We start from the raw sequence: 20,261 nt of genomic DNA, 5'->3' as shown, positions 1-20,261 counted from the left end.
ATGCACACTGACGAAAGGGTCGGGAATGTCCGTCAAACACGCGCTGCTCGCGCTGCTGGAGCCGGAGCCGATGTACGGCTACCAGCTCCGGTCCGCGTTCGAGGAGCGCACCGCGGAGCTCTGGCCGCTGAACATCGGGCAGGTCTACACGACCCTCTCGCGCCTCGAGCGCGACGGCCTGGTCGAGGGCGGCGAGACCAACGCCGAGGGCCAGCAGCTCTATCGCCTGACCGCCGCCGGCAAGGACGAGCTCGCCGAGTGGTTCGGCTCCGCCGTGCCGCGCACCCAGCCGCCGCGCGAGGAGCTGGCGATCAAGATCGCGCTCGCCGTCGGCTCCTCCGGGCTGGACGTCACCGCGGTGATCCAGAAGCAGCGCAGCGCGACGATGACCGCGCTGCAGAGCTACACGAGGGCCAAGCGCGCGACCACCGACCTCGCCCACGGACTGGTGCTCGACGCGCTGGTCTTCGACGCCGAGGCCGAGATCCGCTGGCTCGACCACTGCGAGGCCCGGCTGCGGCAGGCCCAGCGGGACGGTGCGCGATGAGCGCGCATCTGGAGCTCCGCGAGGCCGACCGGCTGCGCCGGGCCGAGAGCCGCTGGCTCGAGCAGGCCCGTGAGCGGTTGCGCCGCCCCGATCGCCGTACCCCCACTTCGACCCCTTCCCCGAACGAGGAGACCCCCCGATGAGCACCAACCCCGTCCTCCAGCTCGACCGGGTGACCCGGGTGCACGGCACCGGCGAGCTCGCCGTGCACGCCCTGCGCGAGGTCTCCTTCGAGGCCCACCCCGGCGAGCTCATCGCCGTGATGGGCCCCTCCGGCTCGGGCAAGTCGACCCTGCTCACCATCGCCGGCGGGCTCGACGAGCCGAACGCCGGCCGCGTGCTCGTCGAGGGCGCCGACCTCGTCGCCGCCGGCCAGAGCGGTCGCGCCAAGCTGCGCCGGACCTCGATCGGGTACGTCTTCCAGGACTTCAACCTCATCCCGGCCCTGACCGCCGCGGAGAACGTCAGCCTGCCACTGGAGCTCGACGGCACCCCTGCCCGAGCGGCCCGCGCAGCGGCCGTGGCCGCTCTCGAGGAGGTCGGCGTGGCCGACCTCGCCGACCGCTTCCCCGACGAGATGTCCGGTGGTCAGCAGCAGCGGGTCGCGATCGCGCGCGCCGTCGTCGGCGAGCGCCGGCTGATCCTGGCCGACGAGCCGACCGGCGCCCTCGACTCGGTCACGGGCGAGGAGATCCTTCGCCTGCTCCGGGCCCGCTGCGACGCGGGGGCGGCCGGTGTCCTGGTCACCCACGAGCCGCGCCATGCCGGCTGGGCCGACCGGGTCGTCTACCTGCGCGACGGTCTCGTCGTCGACGAGTCCGGCGCCGCGCTCGCTGCCGGTGAGGGCGTGAACGCATGAGCTGGTGGACCTCCTGGCGGCTGGCGCTGAGACTGGCCCGCCGCGACCTGGGCAAGAACAAGGCCCGCGCGATCATCGCGCTGGCGATGGTGACACTCCCGGTGCTGCTGGTGGTCGCCGCGGACGTGCTGATCCAGACCGCGCAGGTCTCCCCGGCGGAGGGCATCGACCGGCGCCTCGGGACCTCGGCCACCGCCGAGATCGCAACGGCGGACGGGCGCCACCAGGTGCAGCAGGGGCCGGACCCGATGCAGGCGTCGGGCACGGGCGAGAAGCTCGCCCGGCCGACCACGGTCGCCGACATCGAGGCCGTGATCGGCAAGCGCTCCATGACCCCTGCACCGATGCGCAAGGACCTGCTCCTGGCGACCGTGCACGGTCGCGAGTACGCCACCGGCACGGAGCTGGACGTGAAGGCCCCGCTCGCGTCCGGCCTCTTCCGGCTGGCCAGCGGGCGCTGGCCGGCCAGCCCGGACGAGGTGGTGGTCAACCGGCCGACCCTCGACCGCATCGCGAGCCACTCGACCCTGACGATCGTCGAGCGCGACCGGTCCGAGTCGACCCGCACCATCGTGGGCACGGTGGTCGACGCGACCAGCCGGACCGCGCCGGTGGTGCTCGGCGTGCCGGGCGCCTTCCCGGACGCGCCCGCCTACTCGTCGTGGAACGCGGCCCAGCAGGCCTGGCTCATCGACGGCCCGTCGATCACCTGGGACCAGATCCAGCAGCTCAACAGGCTCGGCGTCTTCGTCACCGACCGCCACGTCGTCACCCACGCGGGGGACTACCCCGACCCGCTCGGCTACTCGACCGGGATCGATGACACCACCGTCCAGGTCGCCGCGCTCATCGTCGTGATGGCGTTGATCGAGGTCGTCCTGCTGGCGGGGCCCGCCTTCGCGGTCGGTGCGCGGAAGCAGCAGCGCTCGCTCGCCCTGCTCGTCTCGTCGGGCGGTACGCCGGCGCAGGCGCGCCGGGTGATCATCGGTGGCGGCCTCCTGCTCGGCGTGAGCGCGGGTGTGATCGGCGTCGTCGGCGGCATCCTCGCCGGCCGGCTGCTGCTGCCCGCCGCTCAGCGGTTCAACGGCGAGTGGCTCGGCCCCTTCGAGATCGACTGGCTGCACGTGCTGGCGGTGGCCGCGTTCGGCCTGGTCAGTGCCCTCATCGCCTGCGTGGTGCCCGCCTGGATCGCGTCGCGACAGAACGTCGTGGCGGTCCTCGCCGGACGGCGCGGCGACGCCAAGCCCGTACGGGCCTTCCCCTGGCTCGGCCTGGTGCTCTTCGCGATCGGGGTCCTGGTGGCGCTCGCCGGCGCCCGTCCCGAGGGTGGGGGCGAGCTGACCATCGCCTGGGCCGCGGTGATCTGTGTGCTCGGCATGGTGCTGCTGGTGCCCGCAGTGGTCTCGTGGATGGCGCGGATGGCCCGCAGCTTCCCGCTGCCGGTGCGGTTCGCCGCCCGGGACGCGGTCCGGCACCGCACCCGGACGACGCCGGCCGTCGCCGCCGTCGCCGCGACGGTCGCCGGTGTGGTGGCGCTCGGCATCGCCCAGGCCAGCGATGAGAAGCAGAACCGCGAGACGTACCTGCCGTCGATGGTGCTCGGCAATGCGGCGGTGACGCCGTCGTACGACTTCATCGACTCGAACGAGGCCACCACCGACTGGAGGAAGGTCGCCGACACCGTGCGTCAGCACGTGCCCGGCGCCCGGATCAGCACGGTGACCGGCTTCGCGCAGAACGCCGCGGACGGTGGGTACACCGAGATGACCTTCACGGCGCCGGACAGCACCGACTGGATCAGCCCCGACCAGATGCGAGGTGGCTTCGCCACCTCCGCGCTGGTCAGTGACGGGACCAACCTGTCGCCGACGGTCGAGGCGTCGCTGCCCGCCGGCGACGAGGTCCAGACGGCTCTGGCGGCCGGCCGCGCGGTCGTCTTCGCCGGCTCCGGCGCGGCGGATCTGCGCCAGGTCCAGATCAAGGTCCGGATCACCGATCCCGCCGGCAAGACCACCGCGCGGCACCGCGCGATCGTCCCGGCGACGGTCATCGATCGGGGCGACGAGCCGGCTCCGGCGGTCGCGATCCTGCCGCCGTCGCTCGCCACGAAGATCGGCGTCCCCGTCACCACGGTCGGGCTCGAGCTCGACCGGCCCGGACTGTCGAAGGAGGCGGAGAAGGATCTCGGCGCCGCCCTCGGGGCGCTGGCGACGCCGGCCAGCCTCCAGGTCGAGCGCGGCTACCAGCCTGATGCGTACACCAAGATCGTGCAGTGGGTGCTCGCGCTGCTCGGCGGCATCCTGATGATGGGGGGCACGTTGACCGCGATGTTCCTTGCGCTCACCGACGCTCGTCCGGACCTGGCCACCCTGGCCGCGGTCGGCGCGGAGGCGCGGGTGCGGCGCAAGGTGGCCGCGTCCTACACCTTCGTGATGGCGTTCGTCGGGGCGGTGCTGGGGATGCTCGTCGGCTTCGTGCCGGGCATCGCGATCACCCGGCCGCTGACGAGGTCGTACGGGGAGGGGCCGACGGCGTACTTCCTCGAGATCCCGTGGCTGATGATCGCGGTCGTGGTGATCGGGCTGCCGATCCTGGCCTCGCTCCTGGTCGGGCTCTGCGTCCGCTCGAAGCTCCCGATGGTGTCGCGGCTGAGCTGATCGCTGACCGGGTGGTCAATAAAAGTCAGTCTTGACTGTTTGTTAGTAGTCGTGGTGGTCTGGGTCCGTGACCCAGACCACCACGCGCGTTCCCCAGGAGGAGCGCACCCGCCTCATGCGGGCGCGGCTGCTGGACGCCGCGGTGGAGCTGCTGGTCGAGAAGGGCTTCGCCGGCACGACGACGACGCTCGTCTCCGAGCGCGCGGGAGTCAGCCGCGGCGCGCAGCTGCACCACTTCCCGACCAAGAACGACCTGGTGGTCGCTGCTGTGGAGCACGTGATGACCGGCCGCGACGAGGCGCTGCGGGTCGCTGTGCGCGAGCACCGGGGCGCGAAGGTGCGCGGCGTCCTCGAGATGCTGGCCGATCACTTCACCTCGCCCGGCTTCAAGGCCGCGCTCGAGCTGTGGACCGCCGCCCGCACCGACCCCGATCTGCTGGCGGCCGTGGCGCCCCTCGAGCGGCGGCTCGGCCGCGAGGCCCACCGGCTCACCGTCGAGCTGCTCGGCGTCGACGAGGCCCGCAAGGGCATGCGGGAGATGATCCAGGCCACCCTCGACCTGTGCCGTGGCCTCGGCCTCGCCGACACGCTCTCCGACGACGCCAAGCGCCGCCGCCGGATCCTCGACCAGTGGGCCAAGGTCCTCGAGAAGGAGATCGCCTGATGTCGTTGCTGGATGAGCTGCTCGCCGACCTGGAGGCGGAGAGCGACGCGCTCCGGGCCGTGGTCGCCGAGCTGAGCGAGGAGCAGTGGCGTGCGGCCACGCCCGCGGAGGGCTGGGACGTCGCGACCTCGATCGCGCACCTCGCATGGACCGACGAGGCCGCCGTCGCCGCCGCTGCCGCGGCGGCCGGCGACAAGGAGTCCTGGGACGCCCTCGTCCTGGAGGCGCTCGCCGACATGAACGGTGTCGTCGACAAGGCCGCACTCGCGGGTGGCGCGGTCGCGCCCGCCGAGCTGCTGGCCCGCTGGGACACGGCCCGCCCGGCGCTCGCCGAGGCCCTGCGCGGCACGGACGCGGCGGGCCTCAAGCTGCCGTGGTTCGGGCCGCCGATGTCGGCCGCCTCGATGACGACCGCGCGCTTCATGGAGACCTGGGCCCACGGCCTCGACGTCCGCGACGCGGTGGGCGTGACAGCGGAGCGGACCGATCGGGTCAAGCACGTGTGCCACCTGGCGGTCCGCACGCGCGGGTACGCCTACTCGGTCCACTCGCTCGACGTCCCCGAGGCCGAGGTCCGGGTGGAGCTGGCCGCCCCCAGTGGGGAGACGTGGGCGTGGGGTCCGCAGGACGCCGCCCAGTCCGTGGAGGGCTCCGCGTGGGACTTCGCCCAGCTGGCCACCAAGCGGATCCACCGCGACGACACCGACCTGGTCGCGACCGGCCCGGACGCCGACGAGTGGCTCGACATCGTGCAGGCCTTCGCCGGCCCGTCAGGAAAGGGGCGCGACCGTGCCTGAACCGATCAGGATCGGCAACTGCTCCGGCTTCTACGGCGACCGGATCAGCGCGATGCGCGAGATGCTCGAGGGTGGCCCCCTCGATGTCCTCACCGGTGACTACCTCGCCGAGCTGACGATGCTCATCCTGGGCAAGGACACCATGCGCGACGCCTCACTGGGCTACGCGAAGACGTTCCTCGCCCAGGCCAAGGACTGCCTCGGCCTCGCGCTCGAGAAGGGCGTCAAGCTGGTCAGCAACGCCGGCGGCCTCAACCCGAAGGGCCTCGCCGAGGCGCTCGACGCCCTCGGGACCGGCGCCAAGATCGCGTACGTCGACGGCGACGACCTGCGCGAGAGGATCGGCGACATCGCTCCCGAGCTCTCTGGTGCGCTCACCGCCAACGCCTACCTCGGGGGCTTCGGCATCGCCCGTGCCCTCGCGCACGGCGCCGACGTCGTCGTCACCGGCCGCGTCACCGACGCCGCCGTGGTGATGGGCCCGGCGATCTGGTGGCACGACTGGTCGCCGACCGACTACGACGCGCTCGCCGGGTCGGTCATCGCCGGCCACGTCATCGAGTGCGGCACCCAGGCCACGGGCGGCAACTTCGCCGGCCTCTTCGACGCGATCGACGCCGGGCTCGTGGACGACCCGGTGCAGCCGTTCGGCTTCCCGATCGCCGAGATCGCCGCCGACGGGACCGTCGTCATCACCAAGCACGCCGGCACGGGCGGCCTGGTCTCCGTCGACACGGTGACCGCCCAGCTCTTCTACGAGATCCAGGGCGCGAGCTACCTCAACCCCGACGTCACCACCGACCTCACCTCGATCTCGCTGCGTCAGCTCGACAAGGACCGCGTCGAGATCGCCGGCACCCGCGGCTCCGAGCCGCCCGCCCAGCTCAAGGTCGCCGCCAACCAGCTCGGCGGCTGGCGCAACCAGGTGGAGTTCGTGCTCACCGGGCTCGACCTGCAGCGCAAGAGCGACCTGCTCCGCGCCCAGGTCGAGGCGGCCCTCCCGGCCGGCCTCGAGCGCTCCTGGTCCACCTGGCGCGCCCCGGCCCCGGACTCCCCGACCGAGGAGGGTGCCGCGGTCCTGCAGCGTCTCGTCGTCTGGTCGCAGGATCCCGACGAGGTCGGCAAGGCCTTCACCGGCCCCGCGATCGAGCTCGTGCTGGCCTCCTACGCCGGCTTCCACGTCACCGCCCCGCCCGGAAAGCCGAGCGCGTACGGCGTCTACACGCCCACCTACGTCGACCGCGACCAGGTGACGCACACCGTCCACCACCACGACGGCACCACCGAGGTGATCGCATGAGCGAGCGCAGCGAGCGATTCATCCCATGCAGCGCGTCATGTGTCCCGTGCGCGCACGGAGCGAAGCGAGGACGTGCATGAGCGTCTCCACCCTCCGCCCCCTCGGAGACCTGGTCTACGCCCGCTCCGGGGACAAGGGCGGCAACGCCAACATCGGCCTGTGGGTGCCCGCCGGGCGCTCCGACGCCGCGGTCGACTGGCTCCTGCAGACGCTCACCGCCGAGTGGGTCCGCGAGCTGCTGCCGGAGACGGCCGACCTCGAGATCGACCTGGTCCCGCTGCCCAACCTGCGCGGCGTCAACATCGTCATCCACGGCATCCTCGGCGCCGGCGTGGCCGAGGGCGTGCGCTTCGACCCCCAGGCCAAGGCCCTCGGTGAGTGGATCCGCAGCCGGCACGTCGCGATCCCGGATCGGCTGATGGCATGAGTGACACCTCGGCGATCTACGAGCTCGGCGCGGAGTTCGCCCGCCGCGAGGTCTTCCCGTCCCTCCAGGAGTGGGAGGACGCCGGCGAGATCCCGCGCGCGCTGCACCTGGCCGCGGCCAAGCAGGGCCTGCTCGGCATGGGCTTCCGCGAGGAGGTCGGCGGCGAGGGCGGCAGCCTGGCCGACATGACCGCGCTGCAGGAGGGGATGCTGTCGGAGGGCGCCTCGTCGGGCCTGCTCGCCGCGCTCTTCACCAACGGCATCGCGCTGCCTCACATCGCGCGGCACGGCTCACCCGACCTGATCGAGCGCTACGTACGCCCGACGCTGGCCGGGGAGAAGATCGGCTCGCTCGCGATCACCGAGCCGGGCGGGGGCTCCGACGTCGCCCACCTCACGACCCGAGCGGTGCGCGATGGTGACGAGTACGTCGTCAACGGCGCCAAGACCTTCATCACCAGCGGCGTGCGCGCCGACTTCCTCACCGTCGCCGTCCGTACCGGCGGTGCCGGTGCCGGCGGCGTCAGCCTGCTCGTGATCGACAAGGAGACCCCCGGCCTGACCGTCGACCGCCGCCTGCGGAAGATGGGCTGGCACTGCTCCGACACCGCGGAGCTCGGCTTCGCCGACGTCCGCGTGCCGGCCGCCAACCTGGTCGGCGAGGAGAACGCCGCGTTCGGCTACATCGCCGAGGCGTTCGTGACCGAGCGGATCGCGCTGGCCGTGCACGCGTACGGCATCGCGGGGCGCTCGCTGGCGCTCACCGCTGCGTACGCCCGCGAGCGCTCGACCTTCGGCGAGCCGCTGATCAAGCGGCAGGTCGTCCGGCACAAGCTCGTCGAGATGCACCGGCTGGTCGAGTCGGCCAAGGCGTACACCCACGCCGTCGTCCGCGAGTACGACCAGACCGGCACGACGGCCAGCACCATCGCCGGCGCGGCGCTGGCCAAGCAGACCGCCGTCGAGGCGAGTCAATGGGTCTGCAACGAGGCGGTGCAGCTGCACGGCGGCACCGGCTACATGCACGGCACCGAGGTGGAGCGGCACTACCGAGACACCCGGATCCTGCCCATCGGAGGAGGAGCAACCGAAGTGATGACCGACCTGGCCGCCAAGCTCTTGGGGCTGTGCTGATGAGGGGCAACTCATGACCGATCTCGATACGTCCCCTTCGCCGGCCCTCGATCAGCGCGACGTCCGGCGCGAGGCGATGCTCGCCAAGATCGCCGACCTGGACGCCGAGCACCAGAAGGCGGTCAACGCCGGCGGCAAGTACATCGAGCGTCATCACGCGCGGGGCAAGCTCACCGCCCGCGAGCGCATCGAGCTGCTCCTCGACGAGGGCGCGCCCTTCCTCGAGCTGATGACCCTGGCCGGCTGGGGCACGGAGTTCACCATCGGCGGCTCGACGGTCACCGGCATCGGCGTCGTCTCCGGCGTCGAGTGCATGATCATCGCCCACGACCCCACCGTGAAGGGCGGGTCGATCAACCCGATCTCGATGAAGAAGACCGGCCGGGCGATGCAGATCGCGGAGGAGAACCACCTCCCCTGCGTCACCCTGGTCGAGTCCGGCGGCGCCGACCTGCCGCACCAGAAGGACATCTTCCTGCCGGCCGGTCGCGGCTTCCGCGACATCACCCGCGCCAGCGCCCGCAAGCAGCCCACCGTCGCGCTGGTCTTCGGCAACTCGACCGCCGGCGGCGCGTACATCCCCGGCATGAGCGACTACATCGTGATGGTCGACGGCGGTGCCAAGGTCTTCCTCGGCGGCCCGCCGCTGGTGAAGATGGCGACCGGTGAGGTCTCCGACGACGAGGAGCTGGGCGGCGCGCGGATGCACGCCACCACCTCCGGTCTCGCGGACTTCCTGGCCGTCGACGAGCGCGACGCGATCCGGCTCGGTCGGCGCATCGTCGCCCGCCTCAACGTGTCGAAGAAGGGCGCCCGGTTCACCGGCCCCTACGCCGAGCCGCTCCTCGACCCCGAGGGCCTGCTCGAGATCATCCCGACCGACCTCAAGGAGCCCTTCGACCCGCGTGAGGTCATCCTGCGGCTGGTCGACGGCCCGAGCGAGACCAACGAGGTCTCCTTCGACGAGTTCAAGCCGCTCTACGGCCCCTCGCTGGTCACCGGCTGGGCGCGGATCCACGGTCGTCCGATCGGGATCATCGCCAACGCCCAGGGCATCCTCTTCAGCAAGGAGGCGCAGAAGGCGACGCAGTTCATCCAGCTGTGCAACGCCTCCGACACCCCGCTGCTGTTCCTGCACAACACCACCGGCTACATGGTCGGCAAGGAGTACGAGCAGGGCGGCATCATCAAGCACGGCGCCATGATGGTGAACGCGGTCTCCAACTCGACCGTGCCGGCGATCTCCATCCTGATCGGGGCGTCGTACGGCGCCGGCAACTACGGCATGAACGGGCGCGCGTACGACCCGCGCTTCCTCTTCACCTGGCCGAACGCGAAGTGCGCCGTGATGGGACCGCAGCAGCTCGCCGGCGTGATGGAGATCGTCGCGCGCGGCGCCGCGGAGTCCAAGGGCGTCGCGTACGACGAGGAGGCGGGCGCCGCGACCAAGGCCTTCGTCGAGGACATGATCGAGCAGCAGTCGCTGCCGTACTTCCTCTCCGGCATGGTCTACGACGACGGGGTCATCGACCCGCGCGACACCCGCTCCATCCTCGGCATCTGCCTGTCCGTCATCGAGAACCAGCCGATCGAGGGCAACCTCAACTTCGGCGTCTTCCGGATGTGAGTCCGGAGATGGAGCACCGCATGATCACGAAACTCCTGGTCGCCAACCGCGGCGAGATCGCCCGCCGCGTCTTCGCCTCCTGCCGCCGGCTCGGCATCGCCACGGTCGCGGTCCACTCCGACGCGGACGCGTCGGCGCCGTTCGTGCACGACGCGGACACCGCCGTCCGCCTCCCGGGCAACACGCCCGCCGAGACGTACCTGCGCGGTGACCTGATCATCGCCGCCGCGAAGGCCGCCGGCGCGGACGCGATCCACCCCGGGTACGGCTTCCTGTCCGAGAACGCAGACTTCGCCCGCGCCGTGACCGACGCAGGACTGACCTGGGTGGGGCCCGCACCCGACTCGGTCGACTCGATGGGCTCGAAGGTCGAGTCGAAGAAGCTGATGGCCGCCGCCGGCGTGCCGGTCCTGGGCGACCTCACTCCCGAGACCGCCACCGAGTCCGACCTGCCGCTGCTCGTCAAGGCCAGCGCCGGCGGCGGTGGCCGCGGGATGCGCATCGTCCGTGATCTCGCCGCGCTCCCCGGCGAGATCGCGAAGGCGCAGGCCGAGGCCGAGTCGGCGTTCGGCGACGGCACCGTCTTCGTCGAGCCGTTCATCGAGAGCGGCCGCCACGTCGAGGTGCAGGTCGTCGGCGACGGCGACGGACAGGTGCTCGTCTTCGGCGAGCGCGACTGCTCGGTGCAGCGGCGTCACCAGAAGGTGATCGAGGAGGCGCCGGCGCCCGGTCTGCCCGGCGCCACCCGGGAGGCGCTGCACGCCGCGGCCCGGCTCGCGGCCGCGGCGATCGACTACCGCGGAGCGGGCACCGTCGAGTTCCTCTACGACCCGGCCCGCGACCGGTTCTTCTTCCTGGAGATGAACACCCGCCTCCAGGTCGAGCACCCGGTCTCGGAGGAGATCTTCGGCGCCGACCTGGTCGAGCTGCAGATCGCGGTGGCCGAGGGGCGCTCGATCGCGGACGTCGTGATCGCCCCGCCCCGTGGGCACGCGGTCGAGGTGCGCCTGTACGCCGAGGATCCGGCCGCCGGCTTCTCCCCGCAGACCGGCCTGCTGACCGCGCTCGACATCCCCGGCGTGGGCGCCGAGTTCGAGCTCGTCTCGACAGGCTCGACCGGTGGCATCCGGCTCGACTCCGGCGTCGTCGCCGGCAACGAGATCGGCACCTTCTACGACGCGATGATCGCCAAGGTCATCTGCTGGGCGCCGACCCGCGAGCAGGCTGCTCGCAGGCTCGCCGGCGCCCTGGCGGCGGCGAGGATCCACGGCCTGCGGACCAACCGCGACCTGCTGGTCGGGCTGCTGCGCAGCGACGTCTTCCTCGAGGGCCGGATGCACACCACCTGGCTGGACGACCCGGCCGTCGCGCAGAGCCTCTCCGCACCGGCCGCGGACAACCTCGAGCTCTCCGCCTTCGCGGCCGCACTGGCGCTGGCCGAGCGCGCTCGCGCCAGCTCGGCGCACCACGCCCGGATCCCGGCCGCGTGGCGCAACGTCCCCTCGCAGCCGCAGGTCGCCTCCTTCACCCGAGGCGACGAGGATGTCGAGGTCAGCTGGTGGAGCGGGCGTACGCCCCGCCTCGACGCGCGTGACGACGTGGTGGTCCTCGCCGCCACGCCCGGCGAGGTCACGCTGGCGGTGAACGGCGTGGCGACAACCTACGAGGTCACGGTCTCGGGCCACCTGGGCAGCCACGTCGACGTCGACAGCCCGGCCGGCCACGTCGCTCTGCGGCGTACCCCTCGCTTCACCGATCCCGCCGACCGGGTCGCCGAGGGCAGCCTGCTCGCGCCGATGCCGGGCACCGTCGTCGCCGTGCACGCCGCGGTCGGCGACGCGGTCGCCGAGGGTCAGCCGCTGCTGGTCCTGGAGGCGATGAAGATGCAGCACACCATCAATGCCCCGCACGCGGGCACCGTCATCGAGCTTGACGTCGCCATCGGCGACCAGGTCAACGGCGGGGCCGTCCTCGTCGTCGTGGACACACCCGAGGAGATCGCAGAATGAGCAGCAACTTCGTTGAGTCCGACGAGCGGATCGAGCTGCGCAAGCAGGTCTTTAAGCTCGCCAGCAAGTACGGCCAGGAGTACTTCCTGAAGAAGGCCCGCGCCGGCGAGAAGACCACCGAGCTCTGGCTCGAGCTGGGCAAGAACGGCTACCTCGGCGTCAACCTGCCCGAGGAGTACGGCGGCGGTGGCGGCGGCATCGGCGACGTCGCCGCGGTCCTGGAGGAGGTCGGCGCGGCCGGCGCTCCGCTGCTGCTCATGGTCGTCAGCCCGGCGATCTGCGGCACCGTGATCAACAAGTACGGCACCGCCGAGCAGAAGCAGCGCTGGCTCCCGGGCATCGCCGACGGCACCGAGACGATGGCGTTCGCGATCACCGAGCCCGACGCGGGCACCAACTCGCACAACATCATCACCACCGCCCGCCGCGACGGCGACGAGTGGGTGCTCAACGGCAAGAAGGTCTACATCTCCGGCCTCGACGAGTCGAAGAACGTCCTCGTCGTCGCTCGGGCCGAGGACTCCAAGACCGGCAAGCTCAAGCCCTGCCTGTTCGTCGTCCCGACCGACGCCCCGGGCTTCACCTTCACCCCGATCGCGATGGAGTTCGTCTCGCCGGAGTCGCAGTTCCAGGTCTTCATCGACGACGTCCGACTGCCGGCCGACGCGCTGGTGGGTGATGAGGACGGCGGGCTCGTGCAGCTCTTCGCCGGGCTCAACCCGGAGCGCATCATGGCCTCGGCCTTCGCCACCGGCATCGCCCGCTACGCCCTCGACAAAGCGGCCGCGTACGCCAAGGAGCGCTCGGTCTTCAACGCGCCGATCGGCTCGCACCAGGCGATCGCCCACCCGCTCGCGCAGGCGCACATCCAGGTGGAGCTCGCCCGGCTGATGACCCAGAAGGCGGCCTCCCTGGTCGACGAGGGCAAGGACCTCGAGGCGGGCGAGGCGGCCAACATGGCCAAGTACGCCGCCGCCGAGGCCTCCTGCTTCGCCGTCGACACCTCCGTCCACACGTTCGGCGGCAACGGCCTCACCCAGGAGTACGGCATGGGCGCGCTGGTCGCGGCCTCCCGCGTCATGCGGATCGCGCCGGTGAGCAAGGAGATGATCCTCAACTTCGTCGCGATGCACTCCCTGGGACTGCCGAAGTCCTACTGATCGGCGCTCACCGCTGTGGGGGCTGGACGATGACCACCGTCTCGACGATCTTGTCGGCGAAGGTCTGGCGCTTGCGGTCCCACAGCGGCCAGAGCCAGCCGAGGTAGAGCAGGGCGCTGTCGACGGCGTGCAGGATCTCGCGGAGGAACGCCCAGCCGCCGCCGATCGGCTGGCCCGTCGCCTCCTTGATCAGCCTGATGCCGACGATGCTCTTGCCGAGCGAGTAGCCGGTCGCGCCCTGGCGCACGAAGACGTTCCAGATCTCGAAGGCGATCGCGAAGATGAACCCGAACGCGATCAGGATGACCCCCGCGGTGGTGCCGGCGTGACTCATGTGGATCTCGGTGGACCCGTCCGGGGCGTCGACGTAGTCGGCGGTGGCGAACAGGACGATGAAGCCCACGACGAGCGGCAGCGCCGCCAGGAAGGCGAAGAGACCATCGAGGAGTCGACCGGCGACGCGCCTGCCCCACTGGGCGTACGGGATCGGAGCGGGCGGCGTCACGTCGTGGCTCATCTGTCGATCCCCCATCGTCGATGCCTGTACGGATACCCTGCTCCCGTGGCGGGGGTGGTGCAAGCGATCGACCGCGGGCAGCGGCGGTTCACACCGATCGCCTTCCCGCTGGCAGTGATCTACAAGTTCTTCGACGACCAGGGCAACTACCTGGCCGCGATCGTGACCTACTACGCCTTCATCGCGATCTTCCCGCTGCTGCTGCTCGGCTCCTCGATCCTCGGCTTCGTGCTGCAGGGCAACCCGCACCTCCAGCAGGAGGTGCTCAACTCGGCACTGCGGCAGTTCCCGATCATCGGCGACGAGCTCGGCCGCCAGGAGCTGCGCGGCTCGACCAGCGGCATCATCGTGGGTGGTCTCACCGCCACGTACGGCGCGATGGGTCTGGGCCAGGCGATCCAGAACACCGTCAACATCGCCTGGTCGGTGCCGCGCAACAGCCGCCCCAACCCGATCCTGCTGCGGCTGCGCTCGCTGGTGCTGCTGGCCACCGCGGGCGTCGCGGTGCTCGGCGTCTCGGTGCTGGCGACCGTCGGCGCGCACACCGACATCATGGGCTCCACGCCGACGAGCGGCTGGCTGCGCTGGCTGATCCAGCTCGGCTCGTTCGTGATCATCGGCCTGATGATCACGATCCTCTTCCGGCTCGCGACCACCCGCGACCACCCGCTCAGGAACGCCGCCCCCGGTGCGTTCACGCTGGCGCTGATGTGGCAGTCGCTGCAGTGGATCGGCGCGATCTACGTGGAGAACGTCATCCAGGCGACCTCCGGCATGAACCAGACCTTCGCCCTCGTGCTCGGTCTCGTCGGGCTGCTCTACATCGCCTCGGTGATGGGGGTGCTCGGCATCGAGGTCAACGTCGTGCTGGCCCGCCGGCTGTGGCCGCGCGCCCTGCTGACGCCCTTCACCGACCGGGTCGACCTCACCGAGGCCGACCGCCGGGCGTACGCCGGCTACGCGCTGATGCAGCGGCACAAGGGCTTCCAGACCGTCGCGGTGACGTTCGACGGCCGCGACGGCCACACCCACGAGATCGTGATGGACCCTTCGTGGCTCGCCAAGTCCCGCAAGAAGACCCGCGACGAGCTGGCCCAGCTCGAGCTGCCCCTGGAGGAGACCGATGACTGATCGAGCCGAGCTGGTCCACTACGAGGTCGCCGACGCGATCGCGACGATCACCCTGGACTCCCCGCACAACCGCAACGCGCTCTCCGCCCAGCTGATCGGCGAGCTCTTCGAGCGTCTCGAGCGCGCCGAGAACGACGATGCCGTCCGGGTCGTGGTGCTCGCCGCGACCGGCACGGTGTTCTGCTCCGGGGCCGACCTCTCGGAGGCCTCCGGCGGAGCGGACTTCGCCGACGGGCCGCGGACCATCGCGCGACTGCAGCGCACCATCGTCGCCCACTCCAAGCCGGTCGTGTGCCGACTGCAGGGCGCTGTCCGAGCCGGCGGCATCGGCCTGGTCGCCGCCTGCGACATCGCCATCGCGGCCGACGTCGCCTCCTTCGCGCTCACCGAGGTCAAGCTCGGCCTCGCCCCCGCCGCCATCTCGCTCACCGTGCTGCCCCGGATGACCAGCCGGGCGGCCGCGTACACGTGCCTGACCGGGGAGAGGTTCACGGCCGCCCAGGCGGTGGAGATGGGCCTGGTCACGACGACGGTCCCGGCCGGGGAGCTGGACGCAGAGATCACGCGGGTGGCCGCCGAGCTCGCCACCGGAGCGCCCCAGGGGCTGCGCGAGACCAAGCGACTGATCAACGCCGCGCTGCTCGCGAACATCGACGCGCACGCCGAGGAGGTGGCCGCGCTGTCCGCCCGGCTCTTCGGCTCCGACGCCGCCCGCGAGGCGATGCTCGCCTTCTTGTCGAAGTAGGCGGCGCCCCCCCATACGGAATTCCCCACAGGAAGCGTCGGTTGACGTACCTACCGTGATGAACCGGTGCGCAGCGCCTGCCGGTAGAGTCTTCTCCTTGCCGCCCGCATCCGGGCAGCAGTGGCGCGAGACGTGGAGAACACAGCGTTGAGTGATGATCTGATCCAGCAGGAGATCGGTCGCGAGCAGGAGTTCGTCGATCGGGTCTACGTCCAGCTGGAGGAGTCGGCGAAGGCCGCCGAGGCGCTGGCGGCCGAGGGCCGCGAGCGCGGCCGTCTCGAGCACGAGGGCGGCCTCGTCGAGCGCGACGCGATGCTGTTCCAGGCCGCGCGCCGCATCGCGCAGCTCGACGCGGCCCACGAGGGCCTGGTCTTCGGCCGCCTCGACATGCTGCCCGAGCTCGACCCCGAGCCGCGCTACATCGGCCGGATCGGCCTGCGCGACGCGAACCGCGACTCGCTGCTGATCGACTGGCGCGCTCCGGCCGCCGCGGTGTTCTACCAGGCCACCGCCGCGGAGCCGCAGAAGGTCGTCCGGCGTCGGGTGCTGCGCAACGAGGCCCGCACCGTCGTCGGGGTCGAGGACGAGCTGCTCGACGCCGAGGCGAACACCGACCTCCCGATCATCGGCGAGGGCGCGCTGATGGCGCAGCTGTCGCGCGCCCGCGACCGCACGATGCACTCCATCGTCGCCACCATCCAGGCCGAGCAGGACAAGGCGATCCGCGCGCCCGCCAAGGGCGTCGTCACGATCTCCGGCGGCCCGGGCGTCGGCAAGACCGTCGTCGCGCTGCACCGCGCGGCCTACCTGCTCTACAGCGACCGTCGCAAGTACGAGGCCGGCGGCGTGCTCATCGTCGGCCCGTCCGGCGTCTTCATGAACTACATCGCCCGGGTGCTGCCCTCGCTCGGCGAGACCGCCGTGGCGCTGCGCTCCCTCGGCGAGGTCGTCGACGGCGTCCGAGCCACCCGGCACGACGACCCGGCCGTGGCCGCGGTCAAGGGCTCGGCCCGGATGGCCGAGGTGCTGCGTCGGACGGCCCGCCAGCAGGTGCCCGGCTCGCCGGGGGAGTTCACCATCTTCTACCGCGACGACGTGCTGCGCCTCGACCGCGGCAAGCTCGGCCAGCTGCGCCGCCAGCTGATGGGCGGCGGGCGACGCAACCAGCAGATCCGGCGCGTGCCGCAGGAGCTGCTGAACACCCTGTGGCGCCAGGTCCGCGGCGAGCGCGGCCGCGAGCGCGGCAAGGAGGCGTTCGAGGACGAGCTGCTCGACAACCCGAAGTTCCTCGACTTCGTGCACGCCTGGTGGCCGCCGCTGGAGGCCCGTACGGTCCTGTCGTGGCTGCGCGACGGCGAGTTCCTGGCGCGGGTCTCCGACGGCCTCCTCAGCTCCGACGAGCAGCGGCTGCTGCTCAAGTCCTGGAATTCGACGGGGCCCGGGGTCATGGACCTCTCCATCGACGACATCCCGCTCCTCGACGAGCTGCGCTACGCGATCGGTGACGTGCCCGAGCAGGCCGCCGACGAGCGTGACTTCGACCCCGAGCTGGGTATCAACGTCCAGGAGCTGATGACGTCCTCGGACCGCGAGTTCTCCTCCGGCCCGAGCTGGAAGGCGCCGACGTACCGCCTCGACGACGACCCGTTCGCCCACGTCCTCATCGACGAGGCGCAGGACCTGACGCCGATGCAGTGGCGGATGGTCGGTCGTCGCGGCCGCACCGCGTCGTGGACGATCGTCGGCGACCCGGCGCAGTCGTCGTGGCCGATCCCGGCCGAGGCCGCCGCCGCGCGCGCCGAGGCACTCGAGGGCAAGGCGATCCACTCCTTCCGGCTCGCGACCAACTACCGCAACAGCTCCGAGATCTACGCGTACGCCGCGGCCTACGCGGAGCGCGTCGGGCTGGACGCCGACCTGCCGACCGCGGTCCGCTCCACCGGCATCGACCCCGTCGTGATCGAGGGCGTGCCGGACCTGGAGGCGGCGGTCCGCGAGGAGGTCGTACGGCTGGCCGGCGAGGTCGCCGGCACCGTCGGCATCGTGGTGCCGCTCGCCCGTCGCGGCGAGGTCAACGGCTGGCTCGCGTCCTGGCCGGAGGTCTCCGACGAGGCACCCGCGGCTGTGGCCGCGTCGAGGGACGCCGATGCGGTGCCCAGCGGCGAGGACCGTCTGGTCGTGCTGACCGGACTGGACACCAAGGGCCTGGAGTTCGACGCGATCGTGGTGGTGCGCCCGCAGGAGATCGAGGACGAGTCCCCGACCGGCCGCGCCACGCTCTACGTCGTCCTCACCCGCGCGACGCAGCTGCTCAGCACGGTGTCCTGAGACCGAGAGAGAGGCACACAGCCGCTGCAGTGTGCCCCTCTCGTCCGGGGTGCGGGCCCAGTCCCGCTACTCATACCTGTCGCCAGGGTCCCGATCTGCTACATCGCCGCGCGGGCGAGTCTCACGAGACGTCTCGCGCCAGGTGGTCGGTCGGCTGCACGCCGAGGATCGCCAGAGCGGCGACCGCCAGGTCAGCGGCCCGATCGGCGCTCTCCGGCCGATCCGCCGGGAGGTGGATGCGGAAGGACGAGTGCACCTCGGTCTCATCGCGCCGGTCCGTCGGGGTGGTGAAGCCGAGACCCGTCAGCGCCGCGTCCTGATCCGCGTCGGTCAGCGCCGGGCCGCCCCAGGCCTGGGAGCCCGCACAGTCGACGCTCAGCCGCTCGCCTTCGTGATAGATCTCGACGAACCGCTGGGCATCCGCGGTCAGCATCACCGAGCCGTGCGGCGCCAGGCCCGCGACGTCAGCGCGCAGCGCGTCTCGTACGGGTGTCCACTGAGAATCCACCCGTCGAGCGTAGGGCGTCACCACGGGTCGCGTCCCATCATGAGGCCGACAGGGCCGGGGCGAGGAGGCCGGGCAGGATCGCGGTGAGTCGGCGGTACACGGTCGAAGCGCGGACGGGCACGAGCCGCCACTCGTCGCCGCCGTCGACGCCGTCGAGCAGCCAGGAGCCGCTGGGTCCGGTGAGGCCCGCCAGCCGCCACTCGTCGTCGGCCGAGGCCAGGCCGAGGGTGAAGGCCAGCGCCGCGTCGTACGCGTCGAAGGCAGCGACGCGGGCGGCCTCGTCATCGCTGAGCAGCCGGTCGAACGGGTCGGCGCCCACGACGGGCTCCCGCCCCGCAGGCGTCACCGGGTGCAGCCCGGTCAGCCGGGCGAGCAGGATCGGCAGCTGGTCGAGCGGGACGGGGAGGAGCTGCCACTCGGGCCCGAGCTGGATCAGCAGCGCGATCGCGTCGGGACCGCACCAGCCGAACGTCATCCGGCTGGTCGTCCGGGTGGCGGTGTTGAGCTGCAGCCGGACCAGGGGCGCCTCGATCGCGGCCAGGGCCTCGACCAGGCCCGGGATCTCCCGTACGGCCTCGCGGCCCTCGCCGGCGGCGAGCGCCTCGAACTGCGCCATCGTCCCGCGGACCTCGCCGCCCTCCACCCGCATCACGGCCGCGTCACCGCCTCCGGGAGGCGCCACGAGGACGCGATGCCGGCGAACGGGTCCGCGAGCAGGTCGTAGCGGGGTGCGTCCACGGTGAGGGTGAGCGTCCAGCCGACCGCGTCGAGCACGGTGACCCACTGTTCCATCACCAGAGCGTGCCCGGTCGGTGCGAGGTGGTGCGCGACGCGGCGCCCACCAGGGTGCCCGTCGACGGTGACGTGCTCGCGGTCGATCAGCCGGAAGTCGGTGAGCACCGACGGCGCGGCCGCGTCCGCGGTGTCCTGCCAGGTGCTGAAGTCGACGTCGCCGAGCGGCTCCGCGCTCAGCACGGCGGACGCGCGGAAGCCATCGCCCTCGGCCGGCTCGAGAGCGGCGGTGTCGGCCAGCTCCCACCCGTCGGGCACCTCGACCGAGGAGCCGAGCAGCTCGAGCCTCACGAGCGCACCTGGTCGAGGTGGGCGTCGGGCTGCACCCCGAGGATGGAGAGCGCCGTCACAGCGAGGTCGGCGGCCTCCTGCGCGTGCTCGGGGCGATCGGTCGCGATGGTGCAGCGGTACGAGGTCGTGGTCTCGATCTCACGACGACGCTGCAGCGGGGTGGTGAATCCCAGGGCGAGGAGGCGCTCCTCCTGGGCGGCGGTGACCGGCGCGTCGCCTCCCCACGCCTGCGAGCCGGCGCAGTCGACGGAGAGCCGGTCGCCGTAGTGGTAGATCAGCACGTAGTGCTGGGCGTCGGCCCTGAGCTCGACGAGTCCCTCGGGCTGCAACGCGGTGACGTCGGCACGCAGGGCGTCGCGTACGGGCCTCCAGGCCGGCTCGACCGTGGGCGCCGTCCGTGCTGCCGGGGGCTCCGCGACCGAGTGGGCCTTCCGCGGCGCGCGCTTCGTGGGGGTGCGCTTCTCGATCTCGCGGTACCAGCGGGGCTTGAGGAACGCCGGCGCGGGAGCGCGGAGCATGCCGAAGACGAGGGCGATGAGGAAGCACACGACTCCGGCCAGGGTGAGCACCGTGGCGAGGGCGCGGACGCCGTGGGCCAGAGCGCCGGCCGCGATCAGCACGAGCGCTCCTCCGAAGAACGGGATGCTGAACATCGAACGCTCCGGACTGTCCCCACTCGCCCAGCGCCGGGCGCTGGGGGTGCGGCCGAGGCGCAGCCAGGTCCCCCACACGGCCAGGGGGACGCCGATGATCAGTACGAGAGCCATGC

The 20,261-nt window shown here is 71.7% G+C and carries 20 protein-coding genes; 15 read left to right on the top strand and 5 right to left on the bottom strand.

The genetic code is table 11. From position 1 onward, the window contains the following. Positions 1–25: 25 nt before the first annotated feature. The 12 genes from KSO98_RS02860 to KSO98_RS02805 all read left to right on the top strand — a co-directional run bounded on the left by KSO98_RS02860 (position 26) and on the right by KSO98_RS02805 (position 13,180). Positions 26–547: a PadR family transcriptional regulator gene (locus tag KSO98_RS02860; protein ID WP_225283357.1), complete on the top strand. Its 522-nt coding sequence runs from the start codon at positions 26–28 to the stop codon at positions 545–547. After that, positions 544–690 carry a hypothetical protein gene (locus tag KSO98_RS02855; RefSeq protein WP_225283356.1) on the top strand — a complete coding sequence of 49 codons (147 nt, stop codon included), beginning with the start codon at positions 544–546 and terminating at the stop codon, positions 688–690. Before KSO98_RS02860 ends, KSO98_RS02855 begins: the two co-directional genes overlap by 4 nt. Next, positions 687–1,406: an ABC transporter ATP-binding protein gene (locus KSO98_RS02850; RefSeq protein ID WP_225283355.1), complete on the top strand. Its 720-nt coding sequence runs from the start codon at positions 687–689 to the stop codon at positions 1,404–1,406. The genes KSO98_RS02855 and KSO98_RS02850 overlap by 4 nt, the downstream gene beginning before the upstream one ends. Continuing rightward, a complete protein-coding gene (locus tag KSO98_RS02845; protein ID WP_225283354.1) occupies positions 1,403–4,063 on the top strand; it encodes an FtsX-like permease family protein in 2,661 nt (886 codons plus the stop codon). Before KSO98_RS02850 ends, KSO98_RS02845 begins: the two co-directional genes overlap by 4 nt. A gap of 67 nt (positions 4,064–4,130) precedes the next feature. Further along, on the top strand, positions 4,131–4,727 hold the full coding sequence (locus tag KSO98_RS02840) for a TetR/AcrR family transcriptional regulator (RefSeq protein ID WP_225283353.1): 597 nt from the start codon (positions 4,131–4,133) through the stop codon (positions 4,725–4,727). After that, positions 4,727–5,524, top strand: coding sequence for a TIGR03084 family metal-binding protein (locus tag KSO98_RS02835; protein WP_225283352.1), 798 nt, complete (start codon positions 4,727–4,729; stop codon positions 5,522–5,524). Before KSO98_RS02840 ends, KSO98_RS02835 begins: the two co-directional genes overlap by 1 nt. After that, positions 5,517–6,824, top strand: coding sequence for an acyclic terpene utilization AtuA family protein (locus tag KSO98_RS02830; RefSeq protein WP_225283351.1), 1,308 nt, complete (start codon positions 5,517–5,519; stop codon positions 6,822–6,824). The genes KSO98_RS02835 and KSO98_RS02830 overlap by 8 nt, the downstream gene beginning before the upstream one ends. Positions 6,825–6,900: 76 nt before the next feature. Next, positions 6,901–7,251, top strand: a complete 351-nt coding sequence (locus KSO98_RS02825; RefSeq protein WP_225283350.1) for an AtuA-related protein — start codon at positions 6,901–6,903, stop codon at positions 7,249–7,251. Next, positions 7,248–8,384, top strand: coding sequence for an acyl-CoA dehydrogenase family protein (locus KSO98_RS02820; RefSeq protein WP_225283349.1), 1,137 nt, complete (start codon positions 7,248–7,250; stop codon positions 8,382–8,384). The genes KSO98_RS02825 and KSO98_RS02820 overlap by 4 nt, the downstream gene beginning before the upstream one ends. A gap of 13 nt (positions 8,385–8,397) precedes the next feature. Beyond that, positions 8,398–10,011: an acyl-CoA carboxylase subunit beta gene (locus KSO98_RS02815; protein WP_225283347.1), complete on the top strand. Its 1,614-nt coding sequence runs from the start codon at positions 8,398–8,400 to the stop codon at positions 10,009–10,011. 20 nt (positions 10,012–10,031) lie between these two features. Further along, entirely contained in the window at positions 10,032–12,020 is a 1,989-nt protein-coding gene (locus tag KSO98_RS02810) for an ATP-binding protein (protein ID WP_225283345.1), read from the top strand. After that, complete coding sequence (locus KSO98_RS02805) at positions 12,017–13,180, top strand: acyl-CoA dehydrogenase family protein (protein WP_225283343.1); 1,164 nt, start codon at positions 12,017–12,019, stop codon at positions 13,178–13,180. The genes KSO98_RS02810 and KSO98_RS02805 overlap by 4 nt, the downstream gene beginning before the upstream one ends. Positions 13,181–13,187: 7 nt before the next feature. Here the strand turns inward: KSO98_RS02805 and KSO98_RS02800 are convergent, their stop codons facing one another. Continuing rightward, complete coding sequence (locus KSO98_RS02800; RefSeq protein ID WP_225283341.1) at positions 13,188–13,697, bottom strand: RDD family protein; 510 nt, start codon at positions 13,695–13,697, stop codon at positions 13,188–13,190. Positions 13,698–13,742: 45 nt separating this feature from the next. Between KSO98_RS02800 and KSO98_RS02795 the strand changes: the two genes are divergently transcribed. The 3 genes from KSO98_RS02795 to KSO98_RS02785 all read left to right on the top strand — a co-directional run bounded on the left by KSO98_RS02795 (position 13,743) and on the right by KSO98_RS02785 (position 17,901). After that, positions 13,743–14,828 carry a YihY/virulence factor BrkB family protein gene (locus KSO98_RS02795; RefSeq protein ID WP_225283339.1) on the top strand — a complete coding sequence of 362 codons (1,086 nt, stop codon included), beginning with the start codon at positions 13,743–13,745 and terminating at the stop codon, positions 14,826–14,828. Then, positions 14,821–15,573 carry an enoyl-CoA hydratase family protein gene (locus KSO98_RS02790; RefSeq protein WP_225283337.1) on the top strand — a complete coding sequence of 251 codons (753 nt, stop codon included), beginning with the start codon at positions 14,821–14,823 and terminating at the stop codon, positions 15,571–15,573. Before KSO98_RS02795 ends, KSO98_RS02790 begins: the two co-directional genes overlap by 8 nt. A gap of 147 nt (positions 15,574–15,720) precedes the next feature. Next, positions 15,721–17,901, top strand: coding sequence for a HelD family protein (locus tag KSO98_RS02785; RefSeq protein WP_225283335.1), 2,181 nt, complete (start codon positions 15,721–15,723; stop codon positions 17,899–17,901). A gap of 121 nt (positions 17,902–18,022) precedes the next feature. Here the strand turns inward: KSO98_RS02785 and KSO98_RS02780 are convergent, their stop codons facing one another. Genes KSO98_RS02780 through KSO98_RS02765 form a run of 4 tightly spaced genes read right to left on the bottom strand, consistent with a single transcriptional unit; the run spans position 18,023 to position 20,259 of the window. Continuing rightward, positions 18,023–18,409 (bottom strand): TY-Chap domain-containing protein, encoded by a 387-nt coding sequence (locus KSO98_RS02780; RefSeq protein ID WP_225283334.1) that lies wholly within the window; start codon positions 18,407–18,409, stop codon positions 18,023–18,025. A gap of 37 nt (positions 18,410–18,446) precedes the next feature. Then, positions 18,447–19,091, bottom strand: coding sequence for a hypothetical protein (locus KSO98_RS02775; RefSeq protein ID WP_225283332.1), 645 nt, complete (start codon positions 19,089–19,091; stop codon positions 18,447–18,449). Continuing rightward, the gene (locus tag KSO98_RS02770; RefSeq protein ID WP_225283330.1) at positions 19,058–19,492 is read right to left on the bottom strand and encodes a hypothetical protein; all 435 of its coding nucleotides are present in this window, start codon (positions 19,490–19,492) and stop codon (positions 19,058–19,060) included. Before KSO98_RS02770 ends, KSO98_RS02775 begins: the two co-directional genes overlap by 34 nt. After that, positions 19,489–20,259, bottom strand: coding sequence for a TY-Chap domain-containing protein (locus tag KSO98_RS02765; protein ID WP_225283329.1), 771 nt, complete (start codon positions 20,257–20,259; stop codon positions 19,489–19,491). The genes KSO98_RS02770 and KSO98_RS02765 overlap by 4 nt, the downstream gene beginning before the upstream one ends. Between the last annotated feature and the right edge of the window lie 2 nt (positions 20,260–20,261).

Origin of the sequence: Nocardioides nematodiphilus, assembly GCF_020216525.1 — a bacterium.
GTDB classification, from domain to species: Bacteria; Actinomycetota; Actinomycetes; order Propionibacteriales; family Nocardioidaceae; genus Nocardioides; species Nocardioides nematodiphilus.
The sequence above is the reverse complement of the archived record's forward strand: the minus strand, read 5'-3'. Positions and strand labels throughout refer to the sequence as shown.

What these genes read in the sequence shown, in the direction of transcription:
- KSO98_RS02835 (WP_225283352.1), top strand. Translation starts at nt 4,727, where the DNA reads ATGTCGTTGCTGGATGAGCTGCTCGCCGACCTGGAGGCGGAGAGCGAC.
- KSO98_RS02845 (WP_225283354.1), top strand. Translation starts at nt 1,403, where the DNA reads ATGAGCTGGTGGACCTCCTGGCGGCTGGCGCTGAGACTGGCCCGCCGC.
- KSO98_RS02815 (WP_225283347.1), top strand. Translation starts at nt 8,398, where the DNA reads ATGACCGATCTCGATACGTCCCCTTCGCCGGCCCTCGATCAGCGCGAC.
- KSO98_RS02850 (WP_225283355.1), top strand. Translation starts at nt 687, where the DNA reads ATGAGCACCAACCCCGTCCTCCAGCTCGACCGGGTGACCCGGGTGCAC.
- KSO98_RS02855 (WP_225283356.1), top strand. Translation starts at nt 544, where the DNA reads ATGAGCGCGCATCTGGAGCTCCGCGAGGCCGACCGGCTGCGCCGGGCC.
- KSO98_RS02805 (WP_225283343.1), top strand. Translation starts at nt 12,017, where the DNA reads ATGAGCAGCAACTTCGTTGAGTCCGACGAGCGGATCGAGCTGCGCAAG.
- KSO98_RS02810 (WP_225283345.1), top strand. Translation starts at nt 10,032, where the DNA reads ATGATCACGAAACTCCTGGTCGCCAACCGCGGCGAGATCGCCCGCCGC.
- KSO98_RS02765 (WP_225283329.1), bottom strand. Translation starts at nt 20,259, where the DNA reads ATGGCTCTCGTACTGATCATCGGCGTCCCCCTGGCCGTGTGGGGGACC.
- KSO98_RS02790 (WP_225283337.1), top strand. Translation starts at nt 14,821, where the DNA reads ATGACTGATCGAGCCGAGCTGGTCCACTACGAGGTCGCCGACGCGATC.
- KSO98_RS02800 (WP_225283341.1), bottom strand. Translation starts at nt 13,697, where the DNA reads ATGAGCCACGACGTGACGCCGCCCGCTCCGATCCCGTACGCCCAGTGG.
- KSO98_RS02860 (WP_225283357.1), top strand. Translation starts at nt 26, where the DNA reads ATGTCCGTCAAACACGCGCTGCTCGCGCTGCTGGAGCCGGAGCCGATG.
- KSO98_RS02820 (WP_225283349.1), top strand. Translation starts at nt 7,248, where the DNA reads ATGAGTGACACCTCGGCGATCTACGAGCTCGGCGCGGAGTTCGCCCGC.
- KSO98_RS02825 (WP_225283350.1), top strand. Translation starts at nt 6,901, where the DNA reads ATGAGCGTCTCCACCCTCCGCCCCCTCGGAGACCTGGTCTACGCCCGC.